This is a genomic window from Virgibacillus dokdonensis (assembly GCF_900166595.1).
In the GTDB taxonomy this organism is placed as follows: domain Bacteria; phylum Bacillota; class Bacilli; order Bacillales; family Amphibacillaceae; genus Virgibacillus; species Virgibacillus dokdonensis.
Genome location: NZ_LT745763.1, coordinates 1,306,622 through 1,332,477 on the forward strand (window position 1 = coordinate 1,306,622; position 25,856 = coordinate 1,332,477).

A 25,856-nucleotide genomic window follows, 5' to 3' on the forward strand; every position below is an offset into this window, starting at 1 on the left:
GGCGATGAAAGAGTATGCCGTGGAGTTTGCTACATCCACGGCATATTGTTTAAGCATTTGCAGTTAAATTTTGGTCGTTTATATCTGGGTCAAATGGATTGGTTGAACTTACACCATTATTTGTGCATGTGAAATCTCCAGTGTTTAAGGAACCAGAACCAGCATTTGTTTTTGTAGATTCTTTTGGAGCAATATAAAAGGAATCACCAAAATTTACGACCCCACCACTCACACTAACAATTTTAATCGGACCAACAATAGAAGGCATAGGAAACCACCTTTTGAAAGAATTCGTTTCTATAGCGTATGAATGTATTGACTATTGGTGCGTATGGTTTTATTTCGGATATAAGATGCTGTAAGTCTCCTTCAAGAATGGAAAGATTTTGCCTTGATAAATCTAAACGGGAGATAACAGTAGCTAAATCCACAATTTTCATTCAAAAGATTCACTTGTATCTTGTAGCTTACGGAAATGCTTCACACGGGACTCTGCATAGACTCTTGTTAAATTACCAATTTGGAGTAATGAAGAACTACTTACGCCGATACTTGCAACATTCGCCACATGAATGCTCCCTTTGTGGTGGGTCGTTAATTTGTTTACGAGCATTTTAGGTTCTGGCCAATTCGTATCTCGCTTAAATAGTGGGTAATTGAATGTTTCTTCATCACGTTTAGAAAAAACAGGGTTTTGTTTTTGAATAGCAAGCCCTTTAAATTTTAACGCAGCATTTTCTGTATCCCCAATGGAAAGTATACTACTTGTGGATACAGAGTTAGTAAACAAATTATCAACAATGGATGTTCTTTTTTTCATTTTACCCCCCTTTACGTAAGTGCTAATGGTACAATATTTCCTAAAGTAAATGCTTCGGGTGGTGTATCGAAAAAGGATGAAAGAAGAAATTGCTCATTGTCCCCAATTAGAAACACAGATGATGAGGATACGTTGTCAACTTGAACATTACCAATATTTAACCCCCAATTATGAACTTCCATATTCATAGCTATTCTCCTTTAGATCTTTGGGTATCCATATATTTTCGTAATGACTGTTTAATTTCATTTTTTACGTTGTCGGATATAAATCGATGGATGTCATCTCTTGTTTGTAAGTTTTTTTCGTTATATGCTTCGTTTTCGTAAAAGGCAATTCGTCCTGGTAACTGTTTGATCATATCTTGAATCAAAATGGGAGGATAACCGTCATCCATACTTACATTATATTCTGCTGCCATTTGGTTAATTATATTTGTGCCGTTTCGATGCAAATAATCATTTAATTCTGCTTGTATCGTTTGTTTTAAAGGGGCTTGATAGTTTGGAGGTTTCGGTTGATCAATAAAGCTACCGTCTAGATTAGCCAAATCTTGTGGAGATAAACCAATATGAAGCGTTCCATCTAATTGTTCAATTTTTAGTTGGTCAAAATGATATTCTACTTTTTCGATATGGTTAGATTTTTTGTTCTGTAGCTTTTCTTCTAATTCATTTACTCGTGATGTTAATTGTTCAATTAACGCTTCCTGTTGTCTCATGTATTCATGCATATCGTACATATAAGCGGACCAGTTTGAATGATTCATGGAACTCCCTCCTCTGCCATACCTAGACGAATGCCTATGTTTACTATATGCAAAAAGTCGAGAAGTGTGCAGTTTAGGGAGCTAAAGGAACCAATGGAACTGCTTCTTGAATAACTTCGGCTGTTGGCGCAGGTTCCGTATAACCACCGGTATTGTAAATGTCAGATTGGGATTGAATACTTCCCGTACTACCAATTTGTAGAACAGATGAATTCGTAATAGCTCCAACTTTAATCATATAAATACTTATGGTTTGATGCACGGTTAAAGGCATTTCCTTCACTCCTGTTTACCTTTTTTAGTTATAAGACATATCTACTTTATCTGAATCGTATATATACGTTTTAGCATTTCCTAAGTTTACGCGAATTCCGTTGCCGGTATTAAATGACCCTCCACCAGCATATGTTTTAGCAGTACTATTCGGAGACATTGAGTAAACGTCACCAATATTAAAAATACTGGAAGATGATAAGTTAACGACTTTCACTGCCCCTACTTTCGCTGGCATTTCAATACCTCCTCTTTAACGAGACGGAGCTTTTTTTCACTATAGGAAAGTGTACAACTTTCGCTTTATAGTATGAATTAAGTTTTTCTAACAATAAGGAGAAGTTTACTTTAGGTAATTTCGCTTATTATTAAGTTATGTATAAAAAATAAATTGTTGAGGAATTAAAAGAAGAAATATGTTACATTTGTTTAAAAATTTAGCTTGTGATTTGTTGTTTCTTTTCTTATAGTTAAATAAAAGGAACATTCGTAAATCCATTTCAAGGCTTATTGTGATAAGAATACATAAAATTGTTTCTGATTTGCCCACAAGCAATTTTTACTTTAGGAAAGCCTAAGGTATTATAGGTGTTTTTTACCATAAAGAATGATCGTTTTTTCTAATAATGATTGAACTAACAAAGGAAAGGAATGTGTTTATGAATCAACAAGCTTCACCTGTGCAAGCAAAAGAGAGACTTCATTGGATAGATGCTGCAAGGGGATTTGCCATTTTTGGCATACTAATTGTTAATATGCTGTCATTTAGCTCTCCTTACTTTACATACAGAGGAGAAGGGTTAGTTTGGAATAATCCTGAAGATGAGGTAACGCTTGCTGTTATTGATATCGTTTTTCAAGCGAGCTTTTACAGTTTATTTTCTTTTTTATTTGGATTTGGCCTCCAATTAATGACGGATCGTCTCCAATTAAAAAAATTAGAAGCTGTTCCGCTTCTAACTCGAAGACTTTTATTTTTATTATTATTTGGAGTGATTCATGCATTTGTAATTTGGTATGGCGATATCTTAATTACCTATGCTCTTGTCGGTTTACTTGCATTGTTATTTTTGAGAGTAAAGGAGAGGACTTTAATTTATTGGGCTGTGGGGCTGTTAGGAGGGTTTGTTGGCTTTATTACATTTATTTCCTATTTGGCGAGAACATGGATAGCTATGTATGGACAAGAGCCATTAAAGCCAGTTGAACCTATTATTGCAAATTATCAAAGTAACTCCTTTACTACTATTTGGTCACAAAATGCGCAAGATTGGCTGTTTGGGAGTGGATTAGGTCTCTTCTTTCTTCCCTTTTTACTCTTGCCGTTATTTTTAGTGGGTATGTATTTTGCAAGAAAACGTTGGTTACATCATCCAATGCAACATAAATCACTACTAAAAAAGTTATGGGTGTATTCGCTTATTTTGTTTTTAGTGTTTAAATTAGGGCCATATTTCTTTGGTAACCCATTGTGGTTTGAAATTGCCCAAGATAGTATTGGAGGCTTGTTTTCTGCCCTGTTTTATATTTTGTCCATTACACTATTGGGACAAACAGAATTAGGTGCTAAATTGATGCAACCATTTAACTATGTTGGGAGAATGGCATTTACCAACTATATTATGCAGTCTATCCTTTGTGTTCTCTTGTTTTATGGGATTGGATTAGGTTGGTATGGTCAAACTTCCCCGTTACAAGGTGTAGGTATAGCCATTATTATTTATGGTTTGCAAATGATATATAGTAGTATATGGTTAAGGAAGTTCCGTTATGGGCCTTTGGAGTGGTTATGGAGAAGTCTTACTTATGGAAAGATGCAACTTATGGGCAAATAAATCATGCAAACACTGAAAAAGCAGCTTGGAACAGTGCCAAGCTGCTTTTTTATGGTCTGGGATATAAATTTTACATATGTGGATAAACTTACTAAGTTATTTAGCCACGTCCGGCTCCAGCGCCTAGCAACTAGGCGACTTCACGAAATTGCCCTAAGCTAAGTCATCATCGGTTCGTTCCTCACCGTGATTCCTAAAACTTTCGTTGCTTCGCTCCACTCGCTACGTTGCTAACCGGGCGCCCCGAGCATTTGTTCTTATGGTGTTAATACTTCTTTAATATGAGAAACAGCCCATTTTAAATCTTCTTGTTTAATAATTAATGGAGGTGCAAATCGAATGACGTTTTCATGTGTTTCTTTACAAAGCAGTCCTTTTTCCTTTAACGCTTCACAATATGGACGGGCTGGTTCGGTAAGCTCCACGCCGATAAACAACCCTTTACCACGAACTTCTTTTATTTTTGGATTAGGGATGGACTTTAATTCATTCATCATGTACGTTCCTAATTCTAAAGAGCGATCTGCTAAATTCTCTTCTTCTAAAACATCTAATGCAGCAATAGAGACAGCACATGCTAGTGGATTACCTCCAAATGTGGATCCGTGAGAACCAGGATTGAATACACCGAGAATATCTTTGTTAGCAACTACACATGAGATTGGAAAGACGCCTCCACCTAAGGCTTTTCCAAGAATTTGTACGTCAGGTGTTACATTCTCCCAGTCACATGCAAACATTTTTCCTGTGCGAGCTAGTCCAGACTGAATTTCGTCCGCAATATATAGTACATTGTTTTCTTTACAAATCTGGTATGCTTCTTGTAAAAAACCATCTGGTGGGATGACAATACCAGCTTCTCCTTGAATTGGTTCAAATAAAAAGCCTGCGGTATTTTCATTGATTGCAGCCTTTAGAGCTTCTGCATCTCCGTAAGGGATAATTTTAATACCTGGTAACATTGGTCCGAAGCCACGTTTGTATTCGGCTTCAGATGATAAAGAGACAGCGGTCATTGTTCGACCGTGGAAGTTACCTTCACAAGCAATAATTTCAGCTTTGTTTTCCGCCACTCCTTTTACGTCATAAGCCCACCTTCTAGCTGCTTTAATAGCCGTTTCTACTGCTTCTGCGCCTGTATTCATCGGCAATACCATTTCTTTATTCGTAAGCTTACAAATTTTTTCAAACCAAGGCCCAAGCTGATCATTATGAAACGCTCGGGATGTTAAAGTTAAACGATCCGCTTGATCTTTTAGTGCTTTAATAATTTGTGGGTGGCGATGTCCCTGATTAACAGCTGAATAAGCACTGAGCATGTCCATGTAGCGGTTTCCTTCAGGATCTTCTACCCATACTCCATCTGCCTTAGAGATGACCACAGGCAGAGGGTGGTAATTTTTAGCACCGTACTCCTGTGTTTGATCAATAATTTGTTGACTTGTTTGTCCCATATGATCCCTCCGAATTTTAAAAATAATCTACAAATACAGTATAACAGTTTTTATTGCAACTGCCAGCTATAAAAAATATGAATCTATTAAATTTAAACCTAGCTCATAGATGGAAAGCTTTCCTAATTAGAAAGTAATTTCTATCATAATAGAGTAGCTGTTACATATTTGCCAAACGATAGAGTGTTAAAAATGAAAAGTTACTAGGATCATGATATGATAGCATTAGTTGAATTGGAAATAGGAGGTAGATTGTTTCATGACACATTTGCATATAACGGGATGGGTATTAGGGTTTATTTTATTAGCAATCTCTTATGCTATGTATAAGAAAGGTAATACGAAAGCAGGGAAAATCGTACATATGATTTTGCGCTTGGATTATTTACTTATCTTATATTCTGGAGGAGACTTAATTACCCCTTACTTTAATGGTGGATCGTTAATGGCAGAAGCAATTGTTAAAGGGGTTGCGGGTATATGGATGATTGCTATTATGGAAATGATACTCGTTCGCTTACCAAAGGAGAAACCATTAAAAGGACTGTGGACACAGTTTGTCATTGCGCTTATTATTCTGCTTGTATTAGGATTCGTTCGGTTACCTATGGGAATTCAATTAGGTTAAGAATGAATAAAAATAAAAGGTTGTCCTTATGTACGTAGGACAGCCTTTTTTATACTATAATGGCTTTAGAATAGGCGAAACTATAATTTTTCGTCATAACGTTTTGTTGATAAGCCACGTTTTACTTATTCCTTGGTGTGGCTGGATTATAGATAACAGTGAAAAAATAATCGGACAAGAAAAAGATGGACGGGGGAAAGAGAAGTGATGAAGAAAGTAATTGCTTTTTTAATAGTTAGTTTCATGTTTTTTATTTATGTACCAACTATGGTTCAAGCTGATGAAACAAGCATTCAAGATGAAGTTTTTTATCGTATCTTAGTTGACCGCTATAATAATTTAAATGTTGAACGTGATAAACAAATTGATCTTGATAATCCAAAAGCATATCATGGTGGTGATTTGGAAGGGATTACAGATAGGTTGGATACTTTTGAGGAATTGGGGTATACTTCCATCATCCTGTCACCTATTATGGCAAACGCACCAGACGGTTATCATGGTTATTGGATAGAAGACTTTTATAACGTAGAACAGCAATTTGGTGATATGGAAAGTTTGCAAAAGTTAATTGATGAAGCTCATGAAAGAGAGATAAAAGTTGTTTTGGAGCTTGTCACGAAATATGTTGCTAAAAGCCATCCGATTGTTACTAATCCATCTAAAGCGGATTGGATTGATCGAGATGCACAAGTAAACACAGCTTGGGGAGAAAATGTTGTTGCATTGAATCAAGAAAATGAAGCAGTACAAGATTATTTAGTCAATGTAGCAAAGTATTGGAAAGAAGAAACGGATGTTGACGGTTTCCAATTACACGCTGCAGACCAAGCCTCACCATCGTTTTTAACTCTACTTTCAAATGAAATAAAACAATCTGATGAAAATTTTTATTTGTTAGCAGATGTACTAGAGGGAAAATCTGATGTAACTACTTTACAGGAAAATCAACATATTGATGCTGTTGAGAACCATAATGCACAGCAAGCAATGCGTGATGTTTTTTCTAAACCTGGTGTCTCACCGGAAAATATATATGAAGCAACAATGCAAGATAGCGCTGTTGATATGCTATTTATGGATGACCAATCCATGGAGCGTTTTACACAAACTTTAGCGGAGAATGGCAGAAATCCATTGACAGCTTGGAAATTAGCTTTAACCTTTTTATATTCTATGCCAGATGTTCCAATGATCTATCAAGGTTCCCATCTGCCGATGTATGGTTCCACATTGGATGAAGTACAACGGATGGTAGAGTTTAACAGTGGAGATAAAGAATTAACGGAGTTTTTTAATAGGATATCTTCCTTACGTCAAGAGTTTCCTGCCTTACGAAGAGGAAACTACGAAATGGTAGGGACAGATGGAGCAATGAGTGTGTTTAAACGTACTTATGATGGGCAAACGATGTATATTGCTATTAATAACGATGTAAAGACACGTTCTGTTACCATTTCAGATGTAGAAGAAGGAAAAGAATTGCGAGGATATTTAAGTGATCAAACCTTTCGAGCTAATGGCAACGGAGAATATCGGGTGGGTTTAGATAGAGAGATGGTAGAAATATTCTCTGTAGAAGAAGATACAGGGCTTAACTGGTGGTTTATTGGTTTTATAATCGGTATATTTTTATTATTTATCGTTGGTATCGTGGTGTTATCTAGAAAACAAAAGAAAAATGAGGGGTGAAGGAGACTGCAAAGCAGACGAGCCTTGGCAACGGTTTCTTGTATTTGAAGAAACCCGAATAAGAACATTATTTTATTAACAATGGATGGTTCTATTTGCACATTTCCACAAAGGGATTTTGCCCTCTTCGTATTGTTACTTTGCGAAGAGGGATGTAAAGTCCCTTTTCTGCTTGGTGCTTCCATTTATGCAGGGCGATCAAAATCGGTATCATTTAAAAAGAAGAGTGCAATCGTTCCAGGCCCTGAATGCGCACCTATAACCGAACCAACCATCTCAATAATAACATCTTTCACGTGAAATTTTTCCTTAATCATGGAAGCAAGTTGTTCTGCTCGCTCGAAGTCATCGCCATGGGAAATTGCAATGGTTTGGTTTGATAAATCATCACCGCGTTCTTCCATGATTTCTAGCATACGGAGGAACAATTTTTTTGAACCGCGTATCTTTTCTAATGGAATTAACTTGCCATCTTCTACGTGAAGAATTGGTTTAATCTTTAACAAAGAACCAACAAACGCTGCTGTTCTGCTTACACGGCCACCTCGATATAGATATTCTAGGTTATCAACAGTAAAGATGTGTTCCATATGAAGAGCGCAGGACTTACTTGATTCTACGATTCTTTGTAACGCCGCTCCTTGCTTGGCAAGCTTTGCTGCATGAAGTACAACAAGCCCATACCCTAGTGAAGCACATTTCGTATCAATTACGTGAATAGGTGCATCGGGATAGCTTTCTTTTACTTCTTGTTCCATCATTTTTGCTGCTTGATATGTACCAGATAGTTGAGAAGAAAAAGCAAGGTAAACTAAAGGTTGATTTGCTTCAGCATGAGATGTAAAAATAGACTTAAAACGTTGAGCTGAAGCTTGCGATGTTTTTGGGGTTTTCCCATCACGCATTGCGTGGTAAACTGTTTTAGGATCTATTGTTTTGACATCTTCGTAATCCTTATCATCAAGCCGGACGGTTAATGGTATAAATGCTATGTCGTATTTATTATAATAATCTGCTGTTAAATCACAAGCTGAATCGGCAAGGATTTTAATATCCATCGTTTATTCACCTACATTCCTTTTAGTAATCTTTCTTTTAGTTTATAGTTGTTTATGTAGTTAGTCAAAAAAAAGAAATGTTTAATTTTAATAATTTTCAAATAAAAAAGTTAATGACATCTAGCGTTTGGGTGTGTGTATGATGACGGACTAATTATCTGTAAACGAAGAAGGAGGCCTCCATGTTCATTTTTGAAGCAAAACGAATTGCAGTAGTCATTTTTGGAGCGTTGCTTAATGCAATATCTCTGAACTTTTTCTTAATTGAAGCAAATGTGTATGCTAGTGGGTTTACTGGTGCTGCTCAATTAGCATCTAGCGTTTTTAATGATTTCGTTGGCATCGGAATTAGTACGGGAATTTTATTAGCTCTATTTAATATCCCTGTTGCTATATTGGGTTGGCTTAAAGTAGGTAAAGGGTTTACGATTTATAGTGTCGTTTCTGTATTTTGCACGACTCTTTTTCTAGAATTTATTCCTATGGTTCAAATATCAGAAGACATTATTTTAAATGCTGTCTTTGGTGGTGTTGTTGGTGGTACTGGTGTAGGGATTACACTTAAAGTCGGTGCTTCCACTGGAGGAATGGACATTGTGGCGATGGTTTTATCGAGAATGAAAGATAAACCGATAGGTACGTATTTTTTAATGTTAAATGCGATTATTATAGCATTCGCTGGTATTTTATATGAACCAGAAAATGCTTTGTATACCTTACTTACTTTATACGTAACGACACGTGTAATTGACGCTCTTCATACACGTCATGAAAAGGTTACAGCTATGATCATTACTCGTAAAGCAGACGAACTGCAGGCTGCTATTCACCAAACTATGGTACGTGGTATTACGATTCTTCCAGCTAAAGGAGCTTATACAAAAACAGATAAGGATATGCTTTATTTGGTCATCACTCGGTATGAATTATATGATTTAGAGCGAATTATTAATGAAGTAGATCCGAACGCATTTACAAATATCGTTCAAACGACAGGTATATTTGGTTTTTTTCGCAGAGATTAAAGAAGAGAGGAAGCGGGAGCTATGTGGAAAAAAGTTTTCTTGTTAATAGCTATAGCATTAGTACTTTTTGGATGTAGTACGAAGAATGAAAAGGGCGACCCCACAGCCAAAGACACTTCAACACGAGAAGCACAGACAAACGGCGTCCGTTTTGAAAACTTGGAAATGGAAGTGACCGATGGAATAGCTGTTTTACAAGGTGAAGCGCATGCGAATGAAACGGATGTATTTTACCAATTGGAACATGAAGGAGAGCCCCTTAGTGACGAAACGGCTTTACCTTTAGAGAAGAATGGGAGAAGTTTATGGTAGAGGTTAAACTGCCAGAGGAAACATTGCATGCGGAGGAACCTCCAGTAATTGTGATATATGGAAAGAATCATGATGGTGAAAAAATAAACCCGAATTATTTCCCTGTAGATGTTGAAAACAAATAACCAAAAGGGAGTGTACCTAAGGTTTTTTACGGAACAAAGGGGCGGGGGGCCCATTTTTAGTCGGCCTTCCTCTTGGGGACGAACCGATGATGACTTAGCTTAGGGCCATTTCGTGAAGTCGTCTCGTTGCTGGGTGATGGAGCAGGACGTGGCTATTGAGTTATTTCGTTATACACAAGCACCTCATTTTATCTTTCCTATAATGTAAGAAAAGGCCAAGCAATAAGCATGCTGGCCTTTTAAAATCCATATTTTTCTATTACTTCTGTTACCTTTGGTATTAAATCATCCCATTCTGTATCGAATTGCTTATTTACGGTAATAAAGTTTTGATATCCAAAAACATTATCTACACCTTCTACTTGCATTAAATCATTTAAAATGTCATATTCACTCGTATCTCCAGGCATTACGGATATACTGTTTGTTCCTTCAAATATTAGTTTATCTGCAGTAAATTTCATTGCATTTGGATTCGGGGTGGCTTCAGCACGAATACTCAAATTTCATCCCTCCTAAATCATACTTATTCTCAATAATAGCAGATATAAGAAGGATTAAAAAGTATTTTGTCGCTAAGCGTATGTGTTAAAGGCGTACTTTTTAGCATTTCGTTCGTAACACCAATGTATGTTAGGAAGTTTTCGAAGCTAGAATTCGTAATAGGGGTTTTAATTTATCCATAAGAAAGTCCCTGTTAAGAGACTTTCTAGAGGGGGTAAGGGTTAATCAAATACAAGTTACTAATTGCAGAGGTTACTGTATTTGATTATGTTGCCTTAATTGATTTTCCAATTGCTGTAATTGCTGTTTTTCTTCAGGTGTAGCCTCCTGATAAGCAGCTTGAATAGCAGTTTGTGCAGCTTGTTTATCTTCTGCATTAGAAGCATTGTTTTGCTGACTCATAAAGTTCATCACAGCATTTCTTGCTTGTTGAAATAAATTATTTTGATTGTTTTCCAACCTAAAACCCTCCTACTGTATGGTTATCAGCTTCATCTTGTTTTCTCTGCACCTCAGAGAATCTGCTTCGATAAGGGAAGCGTTCAGCATGCCTTTTTACAGAATCTGCGCTCTGTTGGGCAAAACGCTTTGATTTACTTGCTTTACTCACGATATTTCCTCCCTTGTGCATATGCACACTTTTTGAAAAATCATGATCGAAGTTATCCTAGGCGTTTTAATCAGGTCTCCTGTTATTCGAAAGCAAAAAAGGTGAACACATGAATTGTGCTCACCCTTAGTGTGATCTTTTTATCCATAATTATAAATGGAAATAATTGAATTTTAGTGGTGATAAGATATTTTTTTAGCAGTAAAAGCGCGACTGTAAAAGAATAACAACACCATAAGAAAATAGATTTTCAGCCTATTTTTAAATAGGTTTGTAAGAAATTTGCTATTCCGTTTTCTTCATTAGAATCTGTCACGTATTTACTTATGGATTTTAATTCATCAATTGCATTGCCCATAGCTACACCTACCCCTGCGTAATCAATCATTTCTAAATCATTATCTTCGTCACCAAAAGCGATAATGCGATCCGCGGGGATATGGAAATAATGAGCAATCTTCTGTAAACCAACAGCCTTATTCATTCCTTTGCGAACAATTTCAATAATGTTCCAAGGTGCTCCCCAATTACGGTGTTCAATAAGGTCAGCATGAAAGTCATCAAGATGTTTTCGTAATGTGGAAATATGTTCATCTTTCGGATGAATTAAGATGGAAGTAGGGTCTTCTGTTAATTTATTTCTCAGACTCCCTATTGTAAAAGGGGGGTCATTTTTTGACATATGAAATATATCAATAATGGCTTGATCATATTGATCTAAATACACATCATCCATAACTTCAGCCAATATATTTCGTACATTTAGCTCATAACACGTTCCGATAATTTTATGAGCTGTTCGTATAGACATCGGACTGTGCAGAGCATCCCATTTCTTATCATTTGGATGGTGAATAAGTGCACCATTAAAATTTACCATCGGAGTAGTTAACCCTAAATTTTTATAATAACCAATACTTGCCCGATGTGGTCTGCCTGTTGCAATAACAACGATATGACCTTCGTCCATTGCTTTTAAAACTACTTGTTTTGTTTTAGGGCTTATTTCTTTTTTATCGGTTAACAGTGTTCCATCAAGATCTAATGCTATTAAGTGTCTGTTTGTTTGCATATTTACAATCACCTCATCTGTTCATAGTGTATAGTCGAAACGAAGGAATGTAAAGTAAAACTTGTACTAACATCTACTTACCCTGCTGTATCCTGCACATAAATTGCTGTTAGATTGAAAAAACAAAATATATTTAGATGGCTTATTCGGCGATCCGAACAATTAGTGGGGAGGAAAGAAGCTTTATAATTAAAATCAAATATCCAATAATAATGTAGGTTTTTCAGATATAGGATGAACGGTGTCGATGATGAAAAAGTTGATAGGCATTCTTTGTGATAGTAGAATGAAAAATATACGAATACGTACATAAGGGGACAGTGTAGCATGATCGGAATATATGAAGAAAAAATTGATACCATTCCAAGCTTAATTATAGTGGATGCAGAAAAAAATGGCGTCGCTTTGCCCGTAGTTACTTATTTCCACGGGTTTACCAGCGCAAAAGAGCATAATTTGCCGCTAGCATTTTTACTTGCTCAAAAAGGATACCGGGTTATCTTGCCAGATAGTAAGTATCATGGCAACCGTGAAAATGGCATTCATGTGGAGAAAAGACAACTATCCTTTTGGGATATTGTAGTGCAAAATGTAACTGAATTACAATATATAAAGGATTATGTGGATGAAGCTGGATTATTATTAGATGATCGCTTTGGCGTAGCGGGAACAAGCATGGGAGGGATAACTACTTCTGCTGCAATTACCCAATATGAATGGGTTAAAGCAGCCGCTATCTTAATGGGTACACCGAAGATTACAACCTTTGCACAGGAAATTATTGATGCGTTTAAAAAAACGGGCGATCTGCCTGTAAAACAACAAGAAATTACGAACTTATTGGATCGGTTAGCTAAGTATGATTTGTCTCAGCAACCAGAGAAGTTAAATGAACGCCCGTTGTTTTTTTGGCATGGGGAAGCAGATGAGATTGTACCGTTTAATCATGCTTACTCTTTTTATAAACAAGTAGCACCAACTTATGCTAACTCTAAAGATATTGTTTTTCTAGGAGAAGCAAATCGTGGTCATAAAGTAGGGAGATTTGCCACACTTGAAACAGTAAAGTGGTTTGTAAATCATTTATAATCAAGTTATACGCTACTACACATAAATATCCAAGCTTACAAGCATAGGAATTCATTCAAACCGTTTTCAAACTGTTTGTAACAAGCGTTGTTTTCTTTAAATATAAACAAAAATATGTTTAAATAGTAATAACATATTGGAGGAGGGAAATTGTATGGATGAGGCATTAAAGGAGAATCTTTTTGGTGCATTAGAAAATGTTATTGATCCTGAATTAGGCATAGATATTGTTAATTTAGGTTTAGTATATGATGTAGAATTAGATGAAGAGGGGATATGTAAGGTTACAATGACACTAACTTCTATGGGATGTCCGCTTGCTGGACATATTGAGCAAGACGTCAAACACGCATTATCTGATATTCCAGAAGTGAAAGAAACGGAAGTTAGCATTGTATGGAACCCTCCATGGGGCAAGGAAAGAATGTCACGTTATGCTAAAATTGCACTAGGTATTCCAGATTAATTTATTACCTTAGAAAATGAATCAAAAGCAGTTGCCTGTAATAGACAACTGCTTTTTTTATTCCATGGAATCCATTGGTTTTATCGTGTAAAGATAATAATTGCTAGGATCCCAACTATGAAACAATAAAAACTAAAATACTTTAGGTTGCCTTTAGCCATGATGTTAGCGAACCATTTAAGGGCAAAATATGTAGCAATAATGGAAGCTAAAAAGGCAATAGCATAAGGGATCATTAATTCATTAAACCTTTCATCTTTGACAATATCACTTATTCCTAAAATCGTAACACCAAGGCTAACGGGAATATAAAGTAAAAAAGAAAAACGAAAAGCTGTTTCCCGCTTCATGCCGACAAGCATGGCAGCAACAATGGTAGCACCTGAACGGCTAATTCCAGGAACTAATGAGACGGCTTGCGCTGCACCGACAATAAGTACGTCTTTTATCGTTAAATCTCCGTCATTTTTCTTCCCGTGAAGATTACGAATTATCCATAAAGCTGCCCCAGTAATCAGCAAGGTGTATCCGACAGTAACTGCTTTAATGTCACTTATATAGTCGTTTAATAAGAAGCCTAAAACTCCCGTAGGAATGGTTGCTACAATTAGAAATACGATAAATTGAAAGTCAGCCGTTGCTTCATTATCTCTATCTTTTTGTAAAATAAATCGAAGCCCATTTTTTGTTAACCGAATTAAATCTTCACGGAAAACGACCAGCACAGCGATTAGTGACCCAAAATTCACTAAAATTTCAAATGACAATCCTGTTAATTCGACTTGTAAATGAAGGAGATCACGAAGCATAACCAAATGCCCGCTTGATGAAATAGGTATTGGTTCCGTGAAACCTTGAAATAAACCGAGTAGTAAATATTTTAAAATGATACTTAAGCTAGATATAGCGTCCATGAAAAAATCCTCTCCAATATCTCTCTATTGTAAGATTAAACTGAAATGGAAAATCAAGGTATTTATTTACCTTACAGAAGCTTACAATTTTGTAAGCTCTTTAGTTGTATTATAAAAAACAAAATTTAAGAAGGATGACTTACATGCATATACTTTTAAGAAACCTAAGAGCCTTGCGATAAAACAGCGTTTTTAACTATTTACTGCAATAGTAGATTTTCGCACTATACAAGTCACCAACCTATGGGCAAATGAATAGGCTGAGTGGTGAGGAGGCAGATAATATGAGTCACGGTCATCAACATATATACGATGTTTGTAAGGATCATATGCATGCTTATGTGCTTATTGAGTTAGTAGATGGTTCTAGCGTTGACGGGATAATAACAGGTTTGGATCATGAATCTGTATATTTAGCAGTACCAATAGAAGCGCATGAACAACATCACTCACATATGCAGCAAGGGCATAGCCAACATCACAGACAATTTGGTTATGGCTATCCAGGATACGGCGGGCCTGGTTATGGTTACGGAGGATATGGGTACCCTCCTAACCGTTTTCGAAGGCTTATTTTACCACTAACTGCTTTAGCTGCACTCAGCATTTTACCATGGTATTAATTGAAGCAAGAAAAAACCCTTGCCTTATACGTTAAAAGGAGGCAAGGGCTTTCCCTTTTCTTCAATTAGGCAACTGTGGGTACGGTATGAACGTACGATCCTGAAACTAGCTATGTATGGAGAATAAACTAAAGCAACGGTGTGGGCTTCCACACGGTTGCAGTGTCATTATAAATGACTTAGTTATCTTCTTTTAAAATACCGTCACCTAGTACGGATACCATCACAAAAAAGACGACTGATAATCCGATGGTTGCTGTTAAGTTGAATGGTTCACTTCCCATACTTGATAAAACATAGGAAACTACTGCGCCGATTAAACATGACCAGAAAAGTGTAACAATGTATCGCATGATAACACCTCGTTTTTTACAGTAACTTTTATTAGAATATCTCTTTCTAGTTTACCAAAACAAAGATGAAAAAAAAAGTATAACTTGCATTTACTGAAAATCATAACATAAATGTAACGAATGGAAGAGTCTTATTCTCCATAGGAATATGATGGAAACATAAAGACTTGTTCTATATCCAGTAATGTAATCTGAAAGAAAGCTAATGTAAATCAGGAAGACATATGATAGAGAAGTTCCCTCAGAGATAAAAGGGCTTAAATGTATTATTTGCGCAAGGAACTTGAAGTATGCCCTTGCTAACCAACCGCTCAAATGTTGCGTAGGGCTCTTTGCTTGAAGATTCACTGCATACCGTATTATGAAAAAATTACGAACAGGAGTGGTGTCTTTGGTTACGGTGGTTGCAAATTGTAATCATTGGATTGGTTTTCATATCACGAATCAATTATTGGAACAAGGCTTGAAAGTAAAGGGGATTGTAGACTGTAAAAAAGATGATTCTCTGTCTCTTTTTTTTGAGAGAAATAGTAATTTTTCCTTTTATTCAGGTGATACAAACGAAATATATGAACAATTCATTTGTATTGGTTCCATTCAAGAAGATGTCAATATTTCTGCGGAATTATGTGTAACACTAGCACATCCAAGTACAGTACATCCATTTACAAGCCTAAATGGCGTAATTATTGAATTACCTCTTTTATTTGGTGAATGGATGCCTATGTCAGAGAATGGTATGTATTTTCAAGGAGAATTTGTTCCTTTTTCATCGGATTATTTTCTTCAACATGCCATATATATTCATGATTTTATAGACGTTTTTCTTAAATGGTTAGAAATGTACGAGGTAGGTGAAGAGAAGCAAAACGTAAACAAAATAAAACTTGATAATTATATAGATATTAAGGACAATAGACCTAAAGAGGCGACAGTTAATCAGGTCATTCAACACTTTCGAAATCAACGATTAGGGAAGATGTTCTGATCAAAAGGATGTAGATTAACGGACTTGTAAGCGAACGGTAAATGTTTGAGTACGTGTGGTTGAATTTTTGTGCCATAGCCTGCGCTAGGTGAGCTACCCTTTTAAGTACATGTATTTGTAAAAGTGATTTTATGAAAACTTGGCTTAACGCCAAATCTTTATCGTGGAAGCTGTCGTTTTTCTTATACTATAAACCTTTAAACTTTCCCATAGTATAAAAAAGACAGTTGTCTTATACGGAAATAGAGTAGGAGGTGTTTCTATTGCGGAATGTCTTTGCAATTATTAGCATGTTAATGATACTAGGTAGCTGTAGTAGCCCCATGCAAACAGAACAGCGAATACAGAGTGTGGGTATGTTATTAAACGGAAACATCTCTGATCACATATGGAATGAAAAAGGGTACCAAGGACTTGTTTCATTAGGAGAAAAGTACGGAATGGATGTTTATTATAAAGAAAATGTTGCAACTGAGAAGGAAATTATTGAAGCGATAGAGGAATTTTCCAATCAAGGAGTAAATTTTATATTTGGCCATAGTTCTTTTTATGGAAAACACTTTACAGACGTTGCTGAGAATTATTCTCATATACAGTTTGTTTATTTTAATGGTTCTTATGTTGCAAAAAATGTAACTAGTTTTACATTTGATACGTATGCGGCTGGATATTTTGCTGGTATGTTATCTGGTAAAATGACAGCTGTAAATAAAGTGGGCATCATTGCCACTAATGAATGGCAGCCAGAGATTGAAGGCTTCTTTGAGGGCGTTAAAAATGTAAACCCGAAAGCGGAAATAGAATTAGCTTTTTTAAATGACTGGAATGAGGTGCAAACGGCACAAGGGATTTACCAACAAATGAAATCAACCGGCGTAGATGTATTTTATCCAATAGGTGATGCTTTTAGTGAAGAGATTATTAAGCAAGCAAAAAGAGATGAGGTTTATGCCATTGGGTATAGGACTAATCAAGCAGAGTTAGCAGAGCATACAGTTTTAACTTCGACTGTCCACCATGTAGAGAAACTGTATGAATATGCAGTGGAACATGTAAATGATCGTAATTTAGCCGGACAGTTAAAAAGCTTTGATTTTCAAGATGGTGTTATTTCTTTAGCGCCTTTTAATGACCAAGTTCCCCACTCTTATCAATATGAGATGAACCAAGCAATGGAACATTATACAAATACGGGTTTACTCCCTGAAATGTAATGTAGTCTTGTTATTTCATATCGATTACTATTCGGTATTGAAAGTTTCCTCTCTCCCTTTTTAAACTGAATATAAGCTACTATAAGTTTTACGCTTGACTGAACAAGTATGCAGCAAATTAAAGCTTTTCGCATAAACTTCTATTTTGTACAAGCCTTCATGTTACACCATTAAACGATAGAAAAATAGTCAAAGCGTTTGATGTTATAAAGAATGGACGATAAGCTAATTTTCGCTAATGCTGTGAACAAGTAGTAAGAATAAAAGAAACCTCCCTACGAACCATCATTTAAAAGCTAGGTAAGATTATCAGCCTGTAACTTGCAAAAAAAATTACAATACATTAAAATTAGTACCAAGTAATAATAATAGATAATAATTATTTTAGATTTTTTAAGGAGATGGAAATATGGATGTTGGTGTTTTAGGCTTAGGTCATTATGTTCCTGAAAAAGTCGTTACGAATCATGATTTAGAGAAGATCGTCGATACAAATGATGAGTGGATTCGTACGAGAACAGGTATTGAAGAAAGAAGAATAGCAGAAGAGGACATGGATACTTCAGATATGGCATTTTTAGCAGCAGAAAAAGCTATCAACAATGCGAATCTAGAACCTAATGATATAGACCTTATTTTAGTCGCAACAGTAACTCCTGACACACCATTTCCCTCTGTTAGCTGTACGATTCAAGAACGTTTAGGTGCAAGGAATGCAGCAGCCATGGATATTAGTGCAGCTTGTTCAGGTTTTATGTATGGGATGGTAACAGCAAAGCAATTTATTGAAAACAACACATATAAACATGTATTAGTTGTAGGAGTAGAAAAGCTGTCAAAGATTACTGATTGGTCAGATCGTAGCACATGCGTATTGTTTGGTGATGGTGCTGGTGCAGCCGTAATGGGCCAAGTATCGGATGGTAAAGGGATTCTTTCGTTCGAATTAGGTGCTAATGGTGCAGGCGGAAAAGAATTAAAGCAGGAAAAAGATACTGGTTATTTATATATGAATGGTCGTGAAGTATTTAAATTTGCTGTCAGACAAATGCCAGAATCATCTGTTAATGTAATTAAAGCTGCTGGATATAAAGAAGATGATGTAGATTATTTAGTGCCACATCAAGCAAATATACGCATCATGGAGGCGGCTCGGCAGCGATTAGGTATCTCCGAAGATAAGATGGCCCAAACAGTAAAGAAGTATGGCAATAACTCTGCAGCTTCTATACCAATTGCTTTGTCGGAATCAGTCGCAGATGGTAAAATAAATGATAATGATTTGATCGTTTTAGTTGGCTTTGGCGGCGGTTTAACATGGGGCGCCTTAGCCATAAAATGGGGAAGATAACTGGATGGAGCTAGGAGGAAAACCATATGAAACAAAGAAGAGTTGTAGTAACAGGAGTTGGTGCTGTTACGCCTGTTGGAAATCATGTTAGTACCATGTGGGAAAACATAATTTCAGGGAAATCAGGGATTGATTTTGTGACCAAAGTGGATAAAGAACTATTTCCGGCTAAGGTAGCTGGAGAAGTGAAAGATTTTGATCCAAGTGCCTATATCGAGAAGAAAGACGTTCGTAAAATGGACTTGTTTACACAATATGCTGTTGTGGCGTCCAAAATGGCGGTTGAAGATGCCGACCTTACTATTGATGATGATAATCGGAATCGTGTAGGCGTTTGGATTGGCTGTGGTATCGGTGGTATGCAAACTTGGGAAGATCAGCATCGAAAACTGTTAGAAAAAGGACCTAAGCGAGTTAGTCCATTTTTTGTACCAATGATGATCCCAGATATGGCTGCGGGTCAAGTTTCTATTCAATTAGGTGCAAAAGGGATAAATTCATGTTCTGTTACAGCTTGTGCTTCAGGTGCAAGTTCCATAGGTGATGCTTTTAAAGCCGTGCAGCGTGGTGATGCCGATGCCATTGTTACCGGTGGAACAGAAGCGCCGATATCTAACATGGCGTTTGCTGGCTTTTCTTCTGCCAAAGCACTCTCTCTTAATGAAGATCCACAAAAAGCAAGTCGCCCATTTGACAAATATCGTGATGGGTTTGTAATGGGAGAAGGTTGCGGTGTTTTAGTGTTAGAAGACTTAGAAACGGCGTTAGATCGTGGGGCACATATTTACGCAGAAATTGTTGGTTACGGTGCTACTGGTGATGCTTATCATATTACTGCGCCAGCAGAAAACGGCGAAGGTGCAGCACGTGCGATGGATATGGCGTTAAATGATGCAACAATTGCACCAAATGAGGTTGATTATATTAATGCACATGGTACGAGCACAGCCCTTAATGATAAATTTGAAACTGCTGCTATAAAGACAGTATTGGGCGACCATGCGAATGATGTTGCCATTTCTTCAACAAAATCAATGACAGGACATTTACTAGGTGCTGCTGGCGGTGTAGAATCGGTGATTTCTGTTAAAGCAATTGAAGAAGGAATCGTTCCGCCTACCATTAATCTTGAACATCCTGACCCAGATTGCGACTTGGATTATGTTCCAAACAAGGCAAGAAAACAGCATGTTCAAGTTGTATTAAGTAATTCGCTTGGATTTGGCGGTCATAATGTTGCACTACTATTTAAAAAATACCAAGCATAGTTGGAAAGCGAGAAGGAAGAATTCTTCATAGTTATGAAACGTCATAAAATCAATTTAAAGCCGATCAAATTTGATCGGCTTTTTTCTTTATTAATAAGCAAAGTGGTGTCTTTCGTTATGGAGAGTTGGAAAAGGGACAGTTTTTCTAACATGTATAGTTTGGGACAAGCATAGTCTATTAAAAAGGACAAGGCAGGAGAGAGAAAATGGGATACGTGTTTTTATTTTTAATGGGCTTTGGTTTTTCTATTATGGGTGGCGTCACCATTATTGCATATATGAATTTTCTTCCAGCAGGTCTATCATGGGGAGAGTATATGAGTTTTATAACTAGTAGAGTAGAATGTTATTTTTTGCCAGTTGGGCTGATTCTCATGCATATTGCTTTAAAACGTTACCCAAACAGTTAGCCATCTATTTCACAAATACTTCGTCGTAGTTATCTTAAAAATTTTTGTTGAAAACATATAGTTTAAAACGCTCATTTGAAAAATAATATGTTGTAACTAGAATATTTTGTCTGCTAGATGGTCATAATGTATGTTAAATTCAGTTTGAAAAAGTGAGGGTTGTTTTATGCTATATATGCATGATGTTTGGGTGAATTGGTTTGAAGGAGAAGAGAATGGTTATAATGTATGTTATTTTCATGAGTGGCGTAAAGATGATGGTATTGAATTATTAGATCAAATACCATTATTATACATAACGAAAGAACTGTTCTCTTATATTGAAAATGATATGCAGGAAATCCCAAAACCGCTTTTAGATGCTATCTATAAGCGTGCTTATATGCGCAAAGGGCATGATAGAACAGTTCTAGAATATGCTAGCATTATAACAGATGGCAAGGAAATCCTTATCTTTGACACTATTGGTTATCGGATCCCAGTTCGAAAAAGCAGATTAATTCCAAGGCAGGAACAGCTCGTCTACGATATGATAAAAAATGCCAAAGTGCAATCGTTTAAATATGACGGGAACAATTATAAAAAAGAATACCATATGCTTTCTATGCCACCAGAACTCGTTTTTGGATTAACTAGAAGAGAGCGTCAACTAAAACAATTAATGATGATGGGGTTAGATCAGTTATGGACGACAAATAATTTGGAAGAGTTACGTTATTGGTTAACAGAATGGAACCCAAAACGTTATCCATATATTCGTTTTATGGATGAGAAAGCAGTTTGGACTGCCCTATATGAAGGCGTGAAAAAAGGGTGGAGTGATCGGCATGAGGATTTCTGTCACAAACTTATTAAAGGACAGCCTTTCTTGGAAAAAATGTGGGAAATAGAAAATGGGCAAGAACAAAACGCTTCGCAATAATGGATGTTTAGAAAAACTTGGCTTACCGCCAAATCTTTATGGCGGAAGCTGTAGTTTTTCTTATACTACAATCCTTAAAACTTATACTTTTCTATAGTGTTAAAGTAACGGGTTAAGCAACTACGCTTTACCCAATTTTTTTCATTATAGGAATGTCGTAATAATGAGAAAGTTTTTTATCTCTTTATATAAGTGTTGGACAAAACAAATCGGGTAATAATAGCACCTAAATCAAGAGGCCTATAGGTCATCCCCCCTAGGGTTACTAAACAATGAATGGGGATAACAGAAAAGCCCCACTCATTGATTTTACATTATTTTTTCTTTTTTATTCTTCCTAAGCCCATTGCTTTTTTGGCTTTTGCAACTGTTCGATTTGCGGTGAGGGCAGCTTTTTCGGCACCAGAATCTAAAATTGAATCTAATTGTTCAGAATCCAAGAGTGAATAATAGTTGTCTTGAATTGGTTTTAACACCTCAATGATAGCATTAGCTGTTCCTTGCTTAAATTCTCCATAACCTTTGTGCGCATATTTTTGCTCAAGGGATGCAATAGATTCACCAGAGCAGATGGAATGAATAGATAATAGGTTAGATACACCCGGTTTGTTTTCTTTATCGTATTTCACGATTCCTTCAGAATCAGTGACAGCACTCTTAATTTTCTTTTCGATTTTTTTTGGTTCATCAAGCATAGAAATAAATCCTTTTTCATTCTCATCGGACTTACTCATTTTCTTTAATGGGTTTTGCAATGACATAATACGAGCTCCAACCTTAGGTATACTTACCTCTGGAACAGTAAAGATATCGTTATATCGATTGTTGAATCGTTGTGCTAAATTTCTCGTTAATTCTAAATGTTGTTTCTGATCTTCTCCTACAGGAACGAGATCGGTTTGATATAGTAAAATATCAGCCGCCATTAAGGCAGGATAGGTGAGCAAATTCGACGGAATAGCAGCTTCTCTATCTGCAGATTTATCTTTATATTGGGTCATTCGTTCTAACTCACCCATATAACTGATGGATTGTAGCATCCATCCTAATTGCGTGTGTGCAGGGACTTCTGATTGGATAAATAGCGTTGATTTTTCTGGATCAATACCGGCTGCTAAATATAAGGCTGCAAGCGAACGGATGTTATTTCGAAGTTTTAATCGATCTTGCGGAACAGTAATAGCATGTTCATCCACAATACAAAAATAGCATGTATGGTCATCTTGAAGTTCCGTAAAATGTTTTAATGCACCGAGGTAATTTCCTAAAGTTAACGTACCACTTGGTTGAATTCCTGAAAAAATTGTTGTCATTTTGTTCACTCCATTTTCATTATTTTCCATATAAAAAGGTTCAATTATCCCCTGTTACAGGGACGATTGAACCGCGTTGCCACCCTAATTACCTTCCATAGAAAGGTCACTTCATTAATTCATGTTAACAAGCTCTAAAGCCCAATTCCAATAAACCATGGTGCTTGTTTTCACCTGCCACAAGCTCTCTTAAAAACCAGCGGGGATATTGTACTATATCTTTGTCATCGCTAATGGTATTTGTTTTGTATTATTATATAAAGCTTTGTTAAAGATTGCAAGGCAGGAGTTTGGCGTCTACGCCATTTCTTGTCATCTGCTGATTAGGTCATTTCGCATAATAGTGGTTATCTATCTGCTCCTTTAATAATTGATAGGCTTCCGATATATTTTTCGCTTTAATTCTTATTTTTTTCTCATCGGGTATTTGTTTCGTCGTATAGTCGTATAAAGGATCATAATAATATTTGAGCAATAGCATGACTGCTAATTCGTAGTGTCCTGCTTTTAATTCCGTTTCAATTTTTTTAGCAATAGGTGTATGAATGCGCTTTTTGATACGTTTAAATGCTTCTAAACATGATTCTTTATACTTCCAAGGTTCGTATTCTTTTATAATTTCTGCGGTTCGTTCTTCAATGGGAAGTTCAATGATAAATTGCGTGCCCTCCGTCTTCTTTTTTAAGAGAAAGTTTGGTAAAATCACTCTACCTACTCGCTTACTTTCACCTTCAATAAGCATAAATGGCGTTTGTTTTATGCTTTCTATTTGTTCGATGAGCAACGCATCAAATGTTTTTTGGTTATGTGGTTGTAAGCCAATTTGACCAAATATGGAACCACGGTGATTAGCCATTCCTTCTAAATCAATAACAGGGTAATTTAGCTTTGCTAATCTTCTAAGTATGGTTGTTTTTCCTGATCCGGTATGACCGTTTAGTACGACTGCTTTCGTATCCCAATTTAAATTTTCTAACGTGTTCACAACCCAGTTGCGATAACTGCGATAGCCTCCATCTAACCGATAAACTTCAATTCCCATTAAGTCTAAAACAGTAGCTGTCGTTTTACTCCGCATGCCACCGCGCCAACAGAATACAATCTTTTCTCCATCTGTATTTGAAAAACTTTTCACAAAATCAGGTAGTTTTGCAGACATTATTTTTAAGCCATGCTCTTTAGCTATTTCAGGACTTTTTTGTTTGTACAATGTACCTACTTCTGCTCTTTCTTCGTCATTAAAAAAGGGAATATTGATACTGTTTGGAATCGTGGCGGTGTTAAATTCAGAAGGAGATCTTACATCAATAAGCGTAAGTTTCTTTTTTTCCTTCATTGATCTAAGTGCTTCAATAGTAATATTTTGCAACAATGTTTTGCCACCTCTTCCTATCTTACTCCTGTACGTAAATATGTGATTTTGTATCTTCCGTAGCCTCGCCAATAATTGCGGCATGTATACCTTCAGCTTGTAATTCAGATAGTAGTTGAGCAGCTTCTTTATCCTTTACAGCCATTAACAGACCACCTGAAGTAACCGCATCACATAAAATCCACTGGTCTATTTGGTCCATGCTACTTGGAAAAGAAACTTTTCCTTGTACGTGTTGAAAATTATTCTTTGTACCACCAGGAATAGCACCTAATTCTGCTAGCTCCTTAACCCTAGGTAGTTTAGGGACTTTATGGTCGTATATAGTAAGACTGACTTCACTACCTATGGCCATTTCGGATGCATGGCCTAACAATCCAAAACCTGTGATGTCTGTACAGGCGTGTATTTCATAACTTTGCATAATATGAGCAGCTACTTTATTTAATGTAGCCATTACCTTCGTAACATGTTCAATCTCTATATCTGTAAGTAAATTGCGTTTAATAGATGTTGTTAGTACACCTACACCAATAGGTTTTGTCAGAATTAACTTATCATTCGGTTTCACTCCACTGTTTGTCCGCACTTTTGCAGGGTGTATGATTCCGGTTACGGCAAGTCCAAACTTTGGTTCTTTGTCATCAATGGAATGTCCGCCTACTAATGCAACGCCCGCTTCAGTCAATTTATCACCAGCACCACGTAGTATATCGGCTAAAATTTCCTTATCTAAGGTGTGGACTGGGAAAGCAACGATGTTCAATGCCGTTATTGGTGTACCGCCCATAGCGTAAATATCACTAATGGCGTTAGCTGCAGCAATTTGTCCAAATGAATATGGATCATCTACAATTGGTGTAAAGAAATCTAACGTTTGCACAATAGCTGTATCTTCATTAATTTGGTATACTCCAGCATCATCGCTTGTATCTAAACCGACAAGGACGTTTGGGTTTGGAGTGGGTGAAGGGAGTTGTTTTATAATGTCAGCTAAATCAGCGGGGCCAATTTTACAACCGCATCCCCCTTTTGTGGTGAGCGTTGTTAGTTTTACATTGTTCTTCGTCATTAAGAAGACTTCCTTTCTTATACTATAGGAAAGTATAATTGTTAGGTTTTATAGTTGAGAAAAACTACCGCTTCCGCCATGAAGTTTTGGCGGTAAGTCAAGTTTTTCTAATATATCTAACCCTTATTATAGAACAAACTTTTTAAATTTGCATATGTAAAAAAGGAATTAATGAAAATTGGATCTATCTTCTATATAAATACAATCTAGCACGTCCTATTAACAAATAACGAGTGATCTAGGAAATGTTAATCATTTTCAACATAAATTGATATTTTTCATTCAAAATTGACAGGTTTTCCTTTATACTAGAACTACAATTAT

Annotated in this window: 32 protein-coding genes and 1 other annotated feature; of the genes, 15 read left to right on the forward strand and 17 right to left on the reverse strand. The window is 36.4% G+C overall.

What is annotated here, in order from left to right:
* Positions 1 to 49: 49 nt before the first annotated feature.
* The 6 genes from B2C77_RS07575 to B2C77_RS07600 form a co-directional block, all read right to left on the reverse strand.
* Entirely contained in the window at positions 50 to 268 is a 219-nt protein-coding gene (locus B2C77_RS07575) for a spore germination protein (protein WP_077703072.1), read from the reverse strand.
* A gap of 168 nt (positions 269 to 436) precedes the next feature.
* Positions 437 to 820 (reverse strand): spore germination protein GerPE, encoded by a 384-nt coding sequence (locus B2C77_RS07580; protein WP_077703073.1) that lies wholly within the window; start codon positions 818 to 820, stop codon positions 437 to 439.
* A gap of 11 nt (positions 821 to 831) precedes the next feature.
* Entirely contained in the window at positions 832 to 1,008 is a 177-nt protein-coding gene (locus tag B2C77_RS07585; protein ID WP_073006137.1) for a spore germination protein GerPD, read from the reverse strand.
* A gap of 2 nt (positions 1,009 to 1,010) precedes the next feature.
* Positions 1,011 to 1,589 (reverse strand): spore germination protein GerPC, encoded by a 579-nt coding sequence (gene gerPC, locus B2C77_RS07590; protein ID WP_077703074.1) that lies wholly within the window; start codon positions 1,587 to 1,589, stop codon positions 1,011 to 1,013.
* 73 nt (positions 1,590 to 1,662) lie between these two features.
* Positions 1,663 to 1,863, reverse strand: a complete 201-nt coding sequence (locus B2C77_RS07595; RefSeq protein WP_077703075.1) for a spore germination protein GerPB — start codon at positions 1,861 to 1,863, stop codon at positions 1,663 to 1,665.
* A gap of 24 nt (positions 1,864 to 1,887) precedes the next feature.
* Complete coding sequence (locus B2C77_RS07600; protein ID WP_077703076.1) at positions 1,888 to 2,100, reverse strand: spore germination protein; 213 nt, start codon at positions 2,098 to 2,100, stop codon at positions 1,888 to 1,890.
* 388 nt (positions 2,101 to 2,488) lie between these two features.
* On the opposite strand from B2C77_RS07600, the gene B2C77_RS07605 reads away from it, so the two are divergent.
* Complete coding sequence (locus B2C77_RS07605; protein WP_254843952.1) at positions 2,489 to 3,697, forward strand: DUF418 domain-containing protein; 1,209 nt, start codon at positions 2,489 to 2,491, stop codon at positions 3,695 to 3,697.
* A gap of 257 nt (positions 3,698 to 3,954) precedes the next feature.
* On the opposite strand, the gene B2C77_RS07610 is transcribed toward B2C77_RS07605, so the two are convergent.
* Positions 3,955 to 5,151, reverse strand: a complete 1,197-nt coding sequence (locus B2C77_RS07610) for an ornithine--oxo-acid transaminase (protein WP_077703077.1) — start codon at positions 5,149 to 5,151, stop codon at positions 3,955 to 3,957.
* A gap of 259 nt (positions 5,152 to 5,410) precedes the next feature.
* Between B2C77_RS07610 and B2C77_RS07615 the strand changes: the two genes are divergently transcribed.
* The gene (locus tag B2C77_RS07615) at positions 5,411 to 5,779 is read left to right on the forward strand and encodes a YisL family protein (RefSeq protein WP_077703078.1); all 369 of its coding nucleotides are present in this window, start codon (positions 5,411 to 5,413) and stop codon (positions 5,777 to 5,779) included.
* Between the two features lie 207 nt (positions 5,780 to 5,986).
* Complete coding sequence (locus B2C77_RS07625) at positions 5,987 to 7,471, forward strand: alpha-amylase family glycosyl hydrolase (protein ID WP_077703080.1); 1,485 nt, start codon at positions 5,987 to 5,989, stop codon at positions 7,469 to 7,471.
* A 185-nt stretch (positions 7,472 to 7,656) separates the two neighbouring features.
* Here the strand turns inward: B2C77_RS07625 and B2C77_RS07630 are convergent, their stop codons facing one another.
* A complete protein-coding gene (locus tag B2C77_RS07630; protein ID WP_077703081.1) occupies positions 7,657 to 8,529 on the reverse strand; it encodes a DegV family protein in 873 nt (290 codons plus the stop codon).
* Positions 8,530 to 8,711: 182 nt separating this feature from the next.
* Here B2C77_RS07630 and B2C77_RS07635 point away from each other — a divergent pair, with 182 nt between their 5' ends.
* From B2C77_RS07635 to B2C77_RS22345, 3 genes are read left to right on the forward strand one after another with little or no spacing between them, the layout of a single operon-like run.
* On the forward strand, positions 8,712 to 9,554 hold the full coding sequence (locus B2C77_RS07635; RefSeq protein WP_077703082.1) for a YitT family protein: 843 nt from the start codon (positions 8,712 to 8,714) through the stop codon (positions 9,552 to 9,554).
* 21 nt (positions 9,555 to 9,575) lie between these two features.
* The gene (locus tag B2C77_RS07640; protein ID WP_077703083.1) at positions 9,576 to 9,866 is read left to right on the forward strand and encodes a hypothetical protein; all 291 of its coding nucleotides are present in this window, start codon (positions 9,576 to 9,578) and stop codon (positions 9,864 to 9,866) included.
* Positions 9,860 to 9,991, forward strand: coding sequence for a hypothetical protein (locus tag B2C77_RS22345; protein ID WP_303046176.1), 132 nt, complete (start codon positions 9,860 to 9,862; stop codon positions 9,989 to 9,991). Before B2C77_RS07640 ends, B2C77_RS22345 begins: the two co-directional genes overlap by 7 nt.
* Before the next feature lie 239 nt (positions 9,992 to 10,230).
* On the opposite strand, the gene B2C77_RS07645 is transcribed toward B2C77_RS22345, so the two are convergent.
* From B2C77_RS07645 to B2C77_RS07655, 4 genes are all read right to left on the reverse strand, one after another.
* A complete protein-coding gene (locus B2C77_RS07645) occupies positions 10,231 to 10,494 on the reverse strand; it encodes a NifU N-terminal domain-containing protein (RefSeq protein ID WP_077703084.1) in 264 nt (87 codons plus the stop codon).
* A 253-nt stretch (positions 10,495 to 10,747) separates the two neighbouring features.
* Positions 10,748 to 10,954 carry a DUF3813 family protein gene (locus B2C77_RS07650; RefSeq protein WP_077703085.1) on the reverse strand — a complete coding sequence of 69 codons (207 nt, stop codon included), beginning with the start codon at positions 10,952 to 10,954 and terminating at the stop codon, positions 10,748 to 10,750.
* 1 nt (position 10,955) lies between these two features.
* The gene (locus tag B2C77_RS21600; protein ID WP_176087292.1) at positions 10,956 to 11,105 is read right to left on the reverse strand and encodes a hypothetical protein; all 150 of its coding nucleotides are present in this window, start codon (positions 11,103 to 11,105) and stop codon (positions 10,956 to 10,958) included.
* A gap of 250 nt (positions 11,106 to 11,355) precedes the next feature.
* Positions 11,356 to 12,177: a Cof-type HAD-IIB family hydrolase gene (locus tag B2C77_RS07655; protein WP_077703086.1), complete on the reverse strand. Its 822-nt coding sequence runs from the start codon at positions 12,175 to 12,177 to the stop codon at positions 11,356 to 11,358.
* Between the two features lie 327 nt (positions 12,178 to 12,504).
* Here B2C77_RS07655 and B2C77_RS07660 point away from each other — a divergent pair, with 327 nt between their 5' ends.
* Together B2C77_RS07660 and B2C77_RS07665 are read left to right on the forward strand one after the other, a co-directional pair.
* Positions 12,505 to 13,266 carry a prolyl oligopeptidase family serine peptidase gene (locus B2C77_RS07660; RefSeq protein WP_077703087.1) on the forward strand — a complete coding sequence of 254 codons (762 nt, stop codon included), beginning with the start codon at positions 12,505 to 12,507 and terminating at the stop codon, positions 13,264 to 13,266.
* 154 nt (positions 13,267 to 13,420) lie between these two features.
* Positions 13,421 to 13,732, forward strand: a complete 312-nt coding sequence (locus tag B2C77_RS07665) for a metal-sulfur cluster assembly factor (protein ID WP_073006171.1) — start codon at positions 13,421 to 13,423, stop codon at positions 13,730 to 13,732.
* An 80-nt stretch (positions 13,733 to 13,812) separates the two neighbouring features.
* Here B2C77_RS07665 and B2C77_RS07670 read toward each other — a convergent pair whose 3' ends face one another.
* Positions 13,813 to 14,637 carry an undecaprenyl-diphosphate phosphatase gene (locus B2C77_RS07670; RefSeq protein ID WP_414930302.1) on the reverse strand — a complete coding sequence of 275 codons (825 nt, stop codon included), beginning with the start codon at positions 14,635 to 14,637 and terminating at the stop codon, positions 13,813 to 13,815.
* Between the two features lie 293 nt (positions 14,638 to 14,930).
* On the opposite strand from B2C77_RS07670, the gene B2C77_RS07675 reads away from it, so the two are divergent.
* Positions 14,931 to 15,269 (forward strand): hypothetical protein, encoded by a 339-nt coding sequence (locus B2C77_RS07675; protein ID WP_077703089.1) that lies wholly within the window; start codon positions 14,931 to 14,933, stop codon positions 15,267 to 15,269.
* A gap of 179 nt (positions 15,270 to 15,448) precedes the next feature.
* On the opposite strand, the gene B2C77_RS07680 is transcribed toward B2C77_RS07675, so the two are convergent.
* Positions 15,449 to 15,622 carry a DUF2929 family protein gene (locus B2C77_RS07680; protein WP_073006176.1) on the reverse strand — a complete coding sequence of 58 codons (174 nt, stop codon included), beginning with the start codon at positions 15,620 to 15,622 and terminating at the stop codon, positions 15,449 to 15,451.
* 361 nt (positions 15,623 to 15,983) lie between these two features.
* Between B2C77_RS07680 and B2C77_RS07685 the strand changes: the two genes are divergently transcribed.
* The 6 genes from B2C77_RS07685 (at position 15,984) to B2C77_RS07710 (ending at position 21,775) form a co-directional block, all read left to right on the forward strand.
* Entirely contained in the window at positions 15,984 to 16,610 is a 627-nt protein-coding gene (locus B2C77_RS07685; protein ID WP_176087293.1) for a hypothetical protein, read from the forward strand.
* 254 nt (positions 16,611 to 16,864) lie between these two features.
* A complete protein-coding gene (locus B2C77_RS07690) occupies positions 16,865 to 17,824 on the forward strand; it encodes a BMP family ABC transporter substrate-binding protein (protein ID WP_438272959.1) in 960 nt (319 codons plus the stop codon).
* Between the two features lie 409 nt (positions 17,825 to 18,233).
* Positions 18,234 to 19,175, forward strand: a complete 942-nt coding sequence (locus B2C77_RS07695; protein ID WP_077703092.1) for a beta-ketoacyl-ACP synthase III — start codon at positions 18,234 to 18,236, stop codon at positions 19,173 to 19,175.
* A 26-nt stretch (positions 19,176 to 19,201) separates the two neighbouring features.
* Positions 19,202 to 20,443: a beta-ketoacyl-ACP synthase II gene (gene fabF, locus B2C77_RS07700; RefSeq protein ID WP_077703093.1), complete on the forward strand. Its 1,242-nt coding sequence runs from the start codon at positions 19,202 to 19,204 to the stop codon at positions 20,441 to 20,443.
* A gap of 206 nt (positions 20,444 to 20,649) precedes the next feature.
* Positions 20,650 to 20,853 carry a YuzI family membrane protein gene (locus B2C77_RS07705; protein WP_077703094.1) on the forward strand — a complete coding sequence of 68 codons (204 nt, stop codon included), beginning with the start codon at positions 20,650 to 20,652 and terminating at the stop codon, positions 20,851 to 20,853.
* Positions 20,854 to 21,019: 166 nt separating this feature from the next.
* Positions 21,020 to 21,775, forward strand: a complete 756-nt coding sequence (locus tag B2C77_RS07710; protein WP_077703095.1) for a YjbA family protein — start codon at positions 21,020 to 21,022, stop codon at positions 21,773 to 21,775.
* Between the two features lie 314 nt (positions 21,776 to 22,089).
* On the opposite strand, the gene trpS is transcribed toward B2C77_RS07710, so the two are convergent.
* The 3 genes from trpS to selD all read right to left on the reverse strand — a co-directional run bounded on the left by trpS (position 22,090) and on the right by selD (position 25,532).
* A complete protein-coding gene (gene trpS, locus B2C77_RS07715; protein WP_077706860.1) occupies positions 22,090 to 23,088 on the reverse strand; it encodes a tryptophan--tRNA ligase in 999 nt (332 codons plus the stop codon).
* Between the two features lie 55 nt (positions 23,089 to 23,143).
* Positions 23,144 to 23,325, reverse strand: a binding site (T-box leader).
* 91 nt (positions 23,326 to 23,416) lie between these two features.
* Positions 23,417 to 24,460 (reverse strand): tRNA 2-selenouridine(34) synthase MnmH, encoded by a 1,044-nt coding sequence (gene mnmH / locus B2C77_RS07720; RefSeq protein WP_077703096.1) that lies wholly within the window; start codon positions 24,458 to 24,460, stop codon positions 23,417 to 23,419.
* Positions 24,461 to 24,482: 22 nt separating this feature from the next.
* Entirely contained in the window at positions 24,483 to 25,532 is a 1,050-nt protein-coding gene (selD, locus tag B2C77_RS07725; protein WP_077703097.1) for a selenide, water dikinase SelD, read from the reverse strand.
* Positions 25,533 to 25,856: the final 324 nt, after the last annotated feature.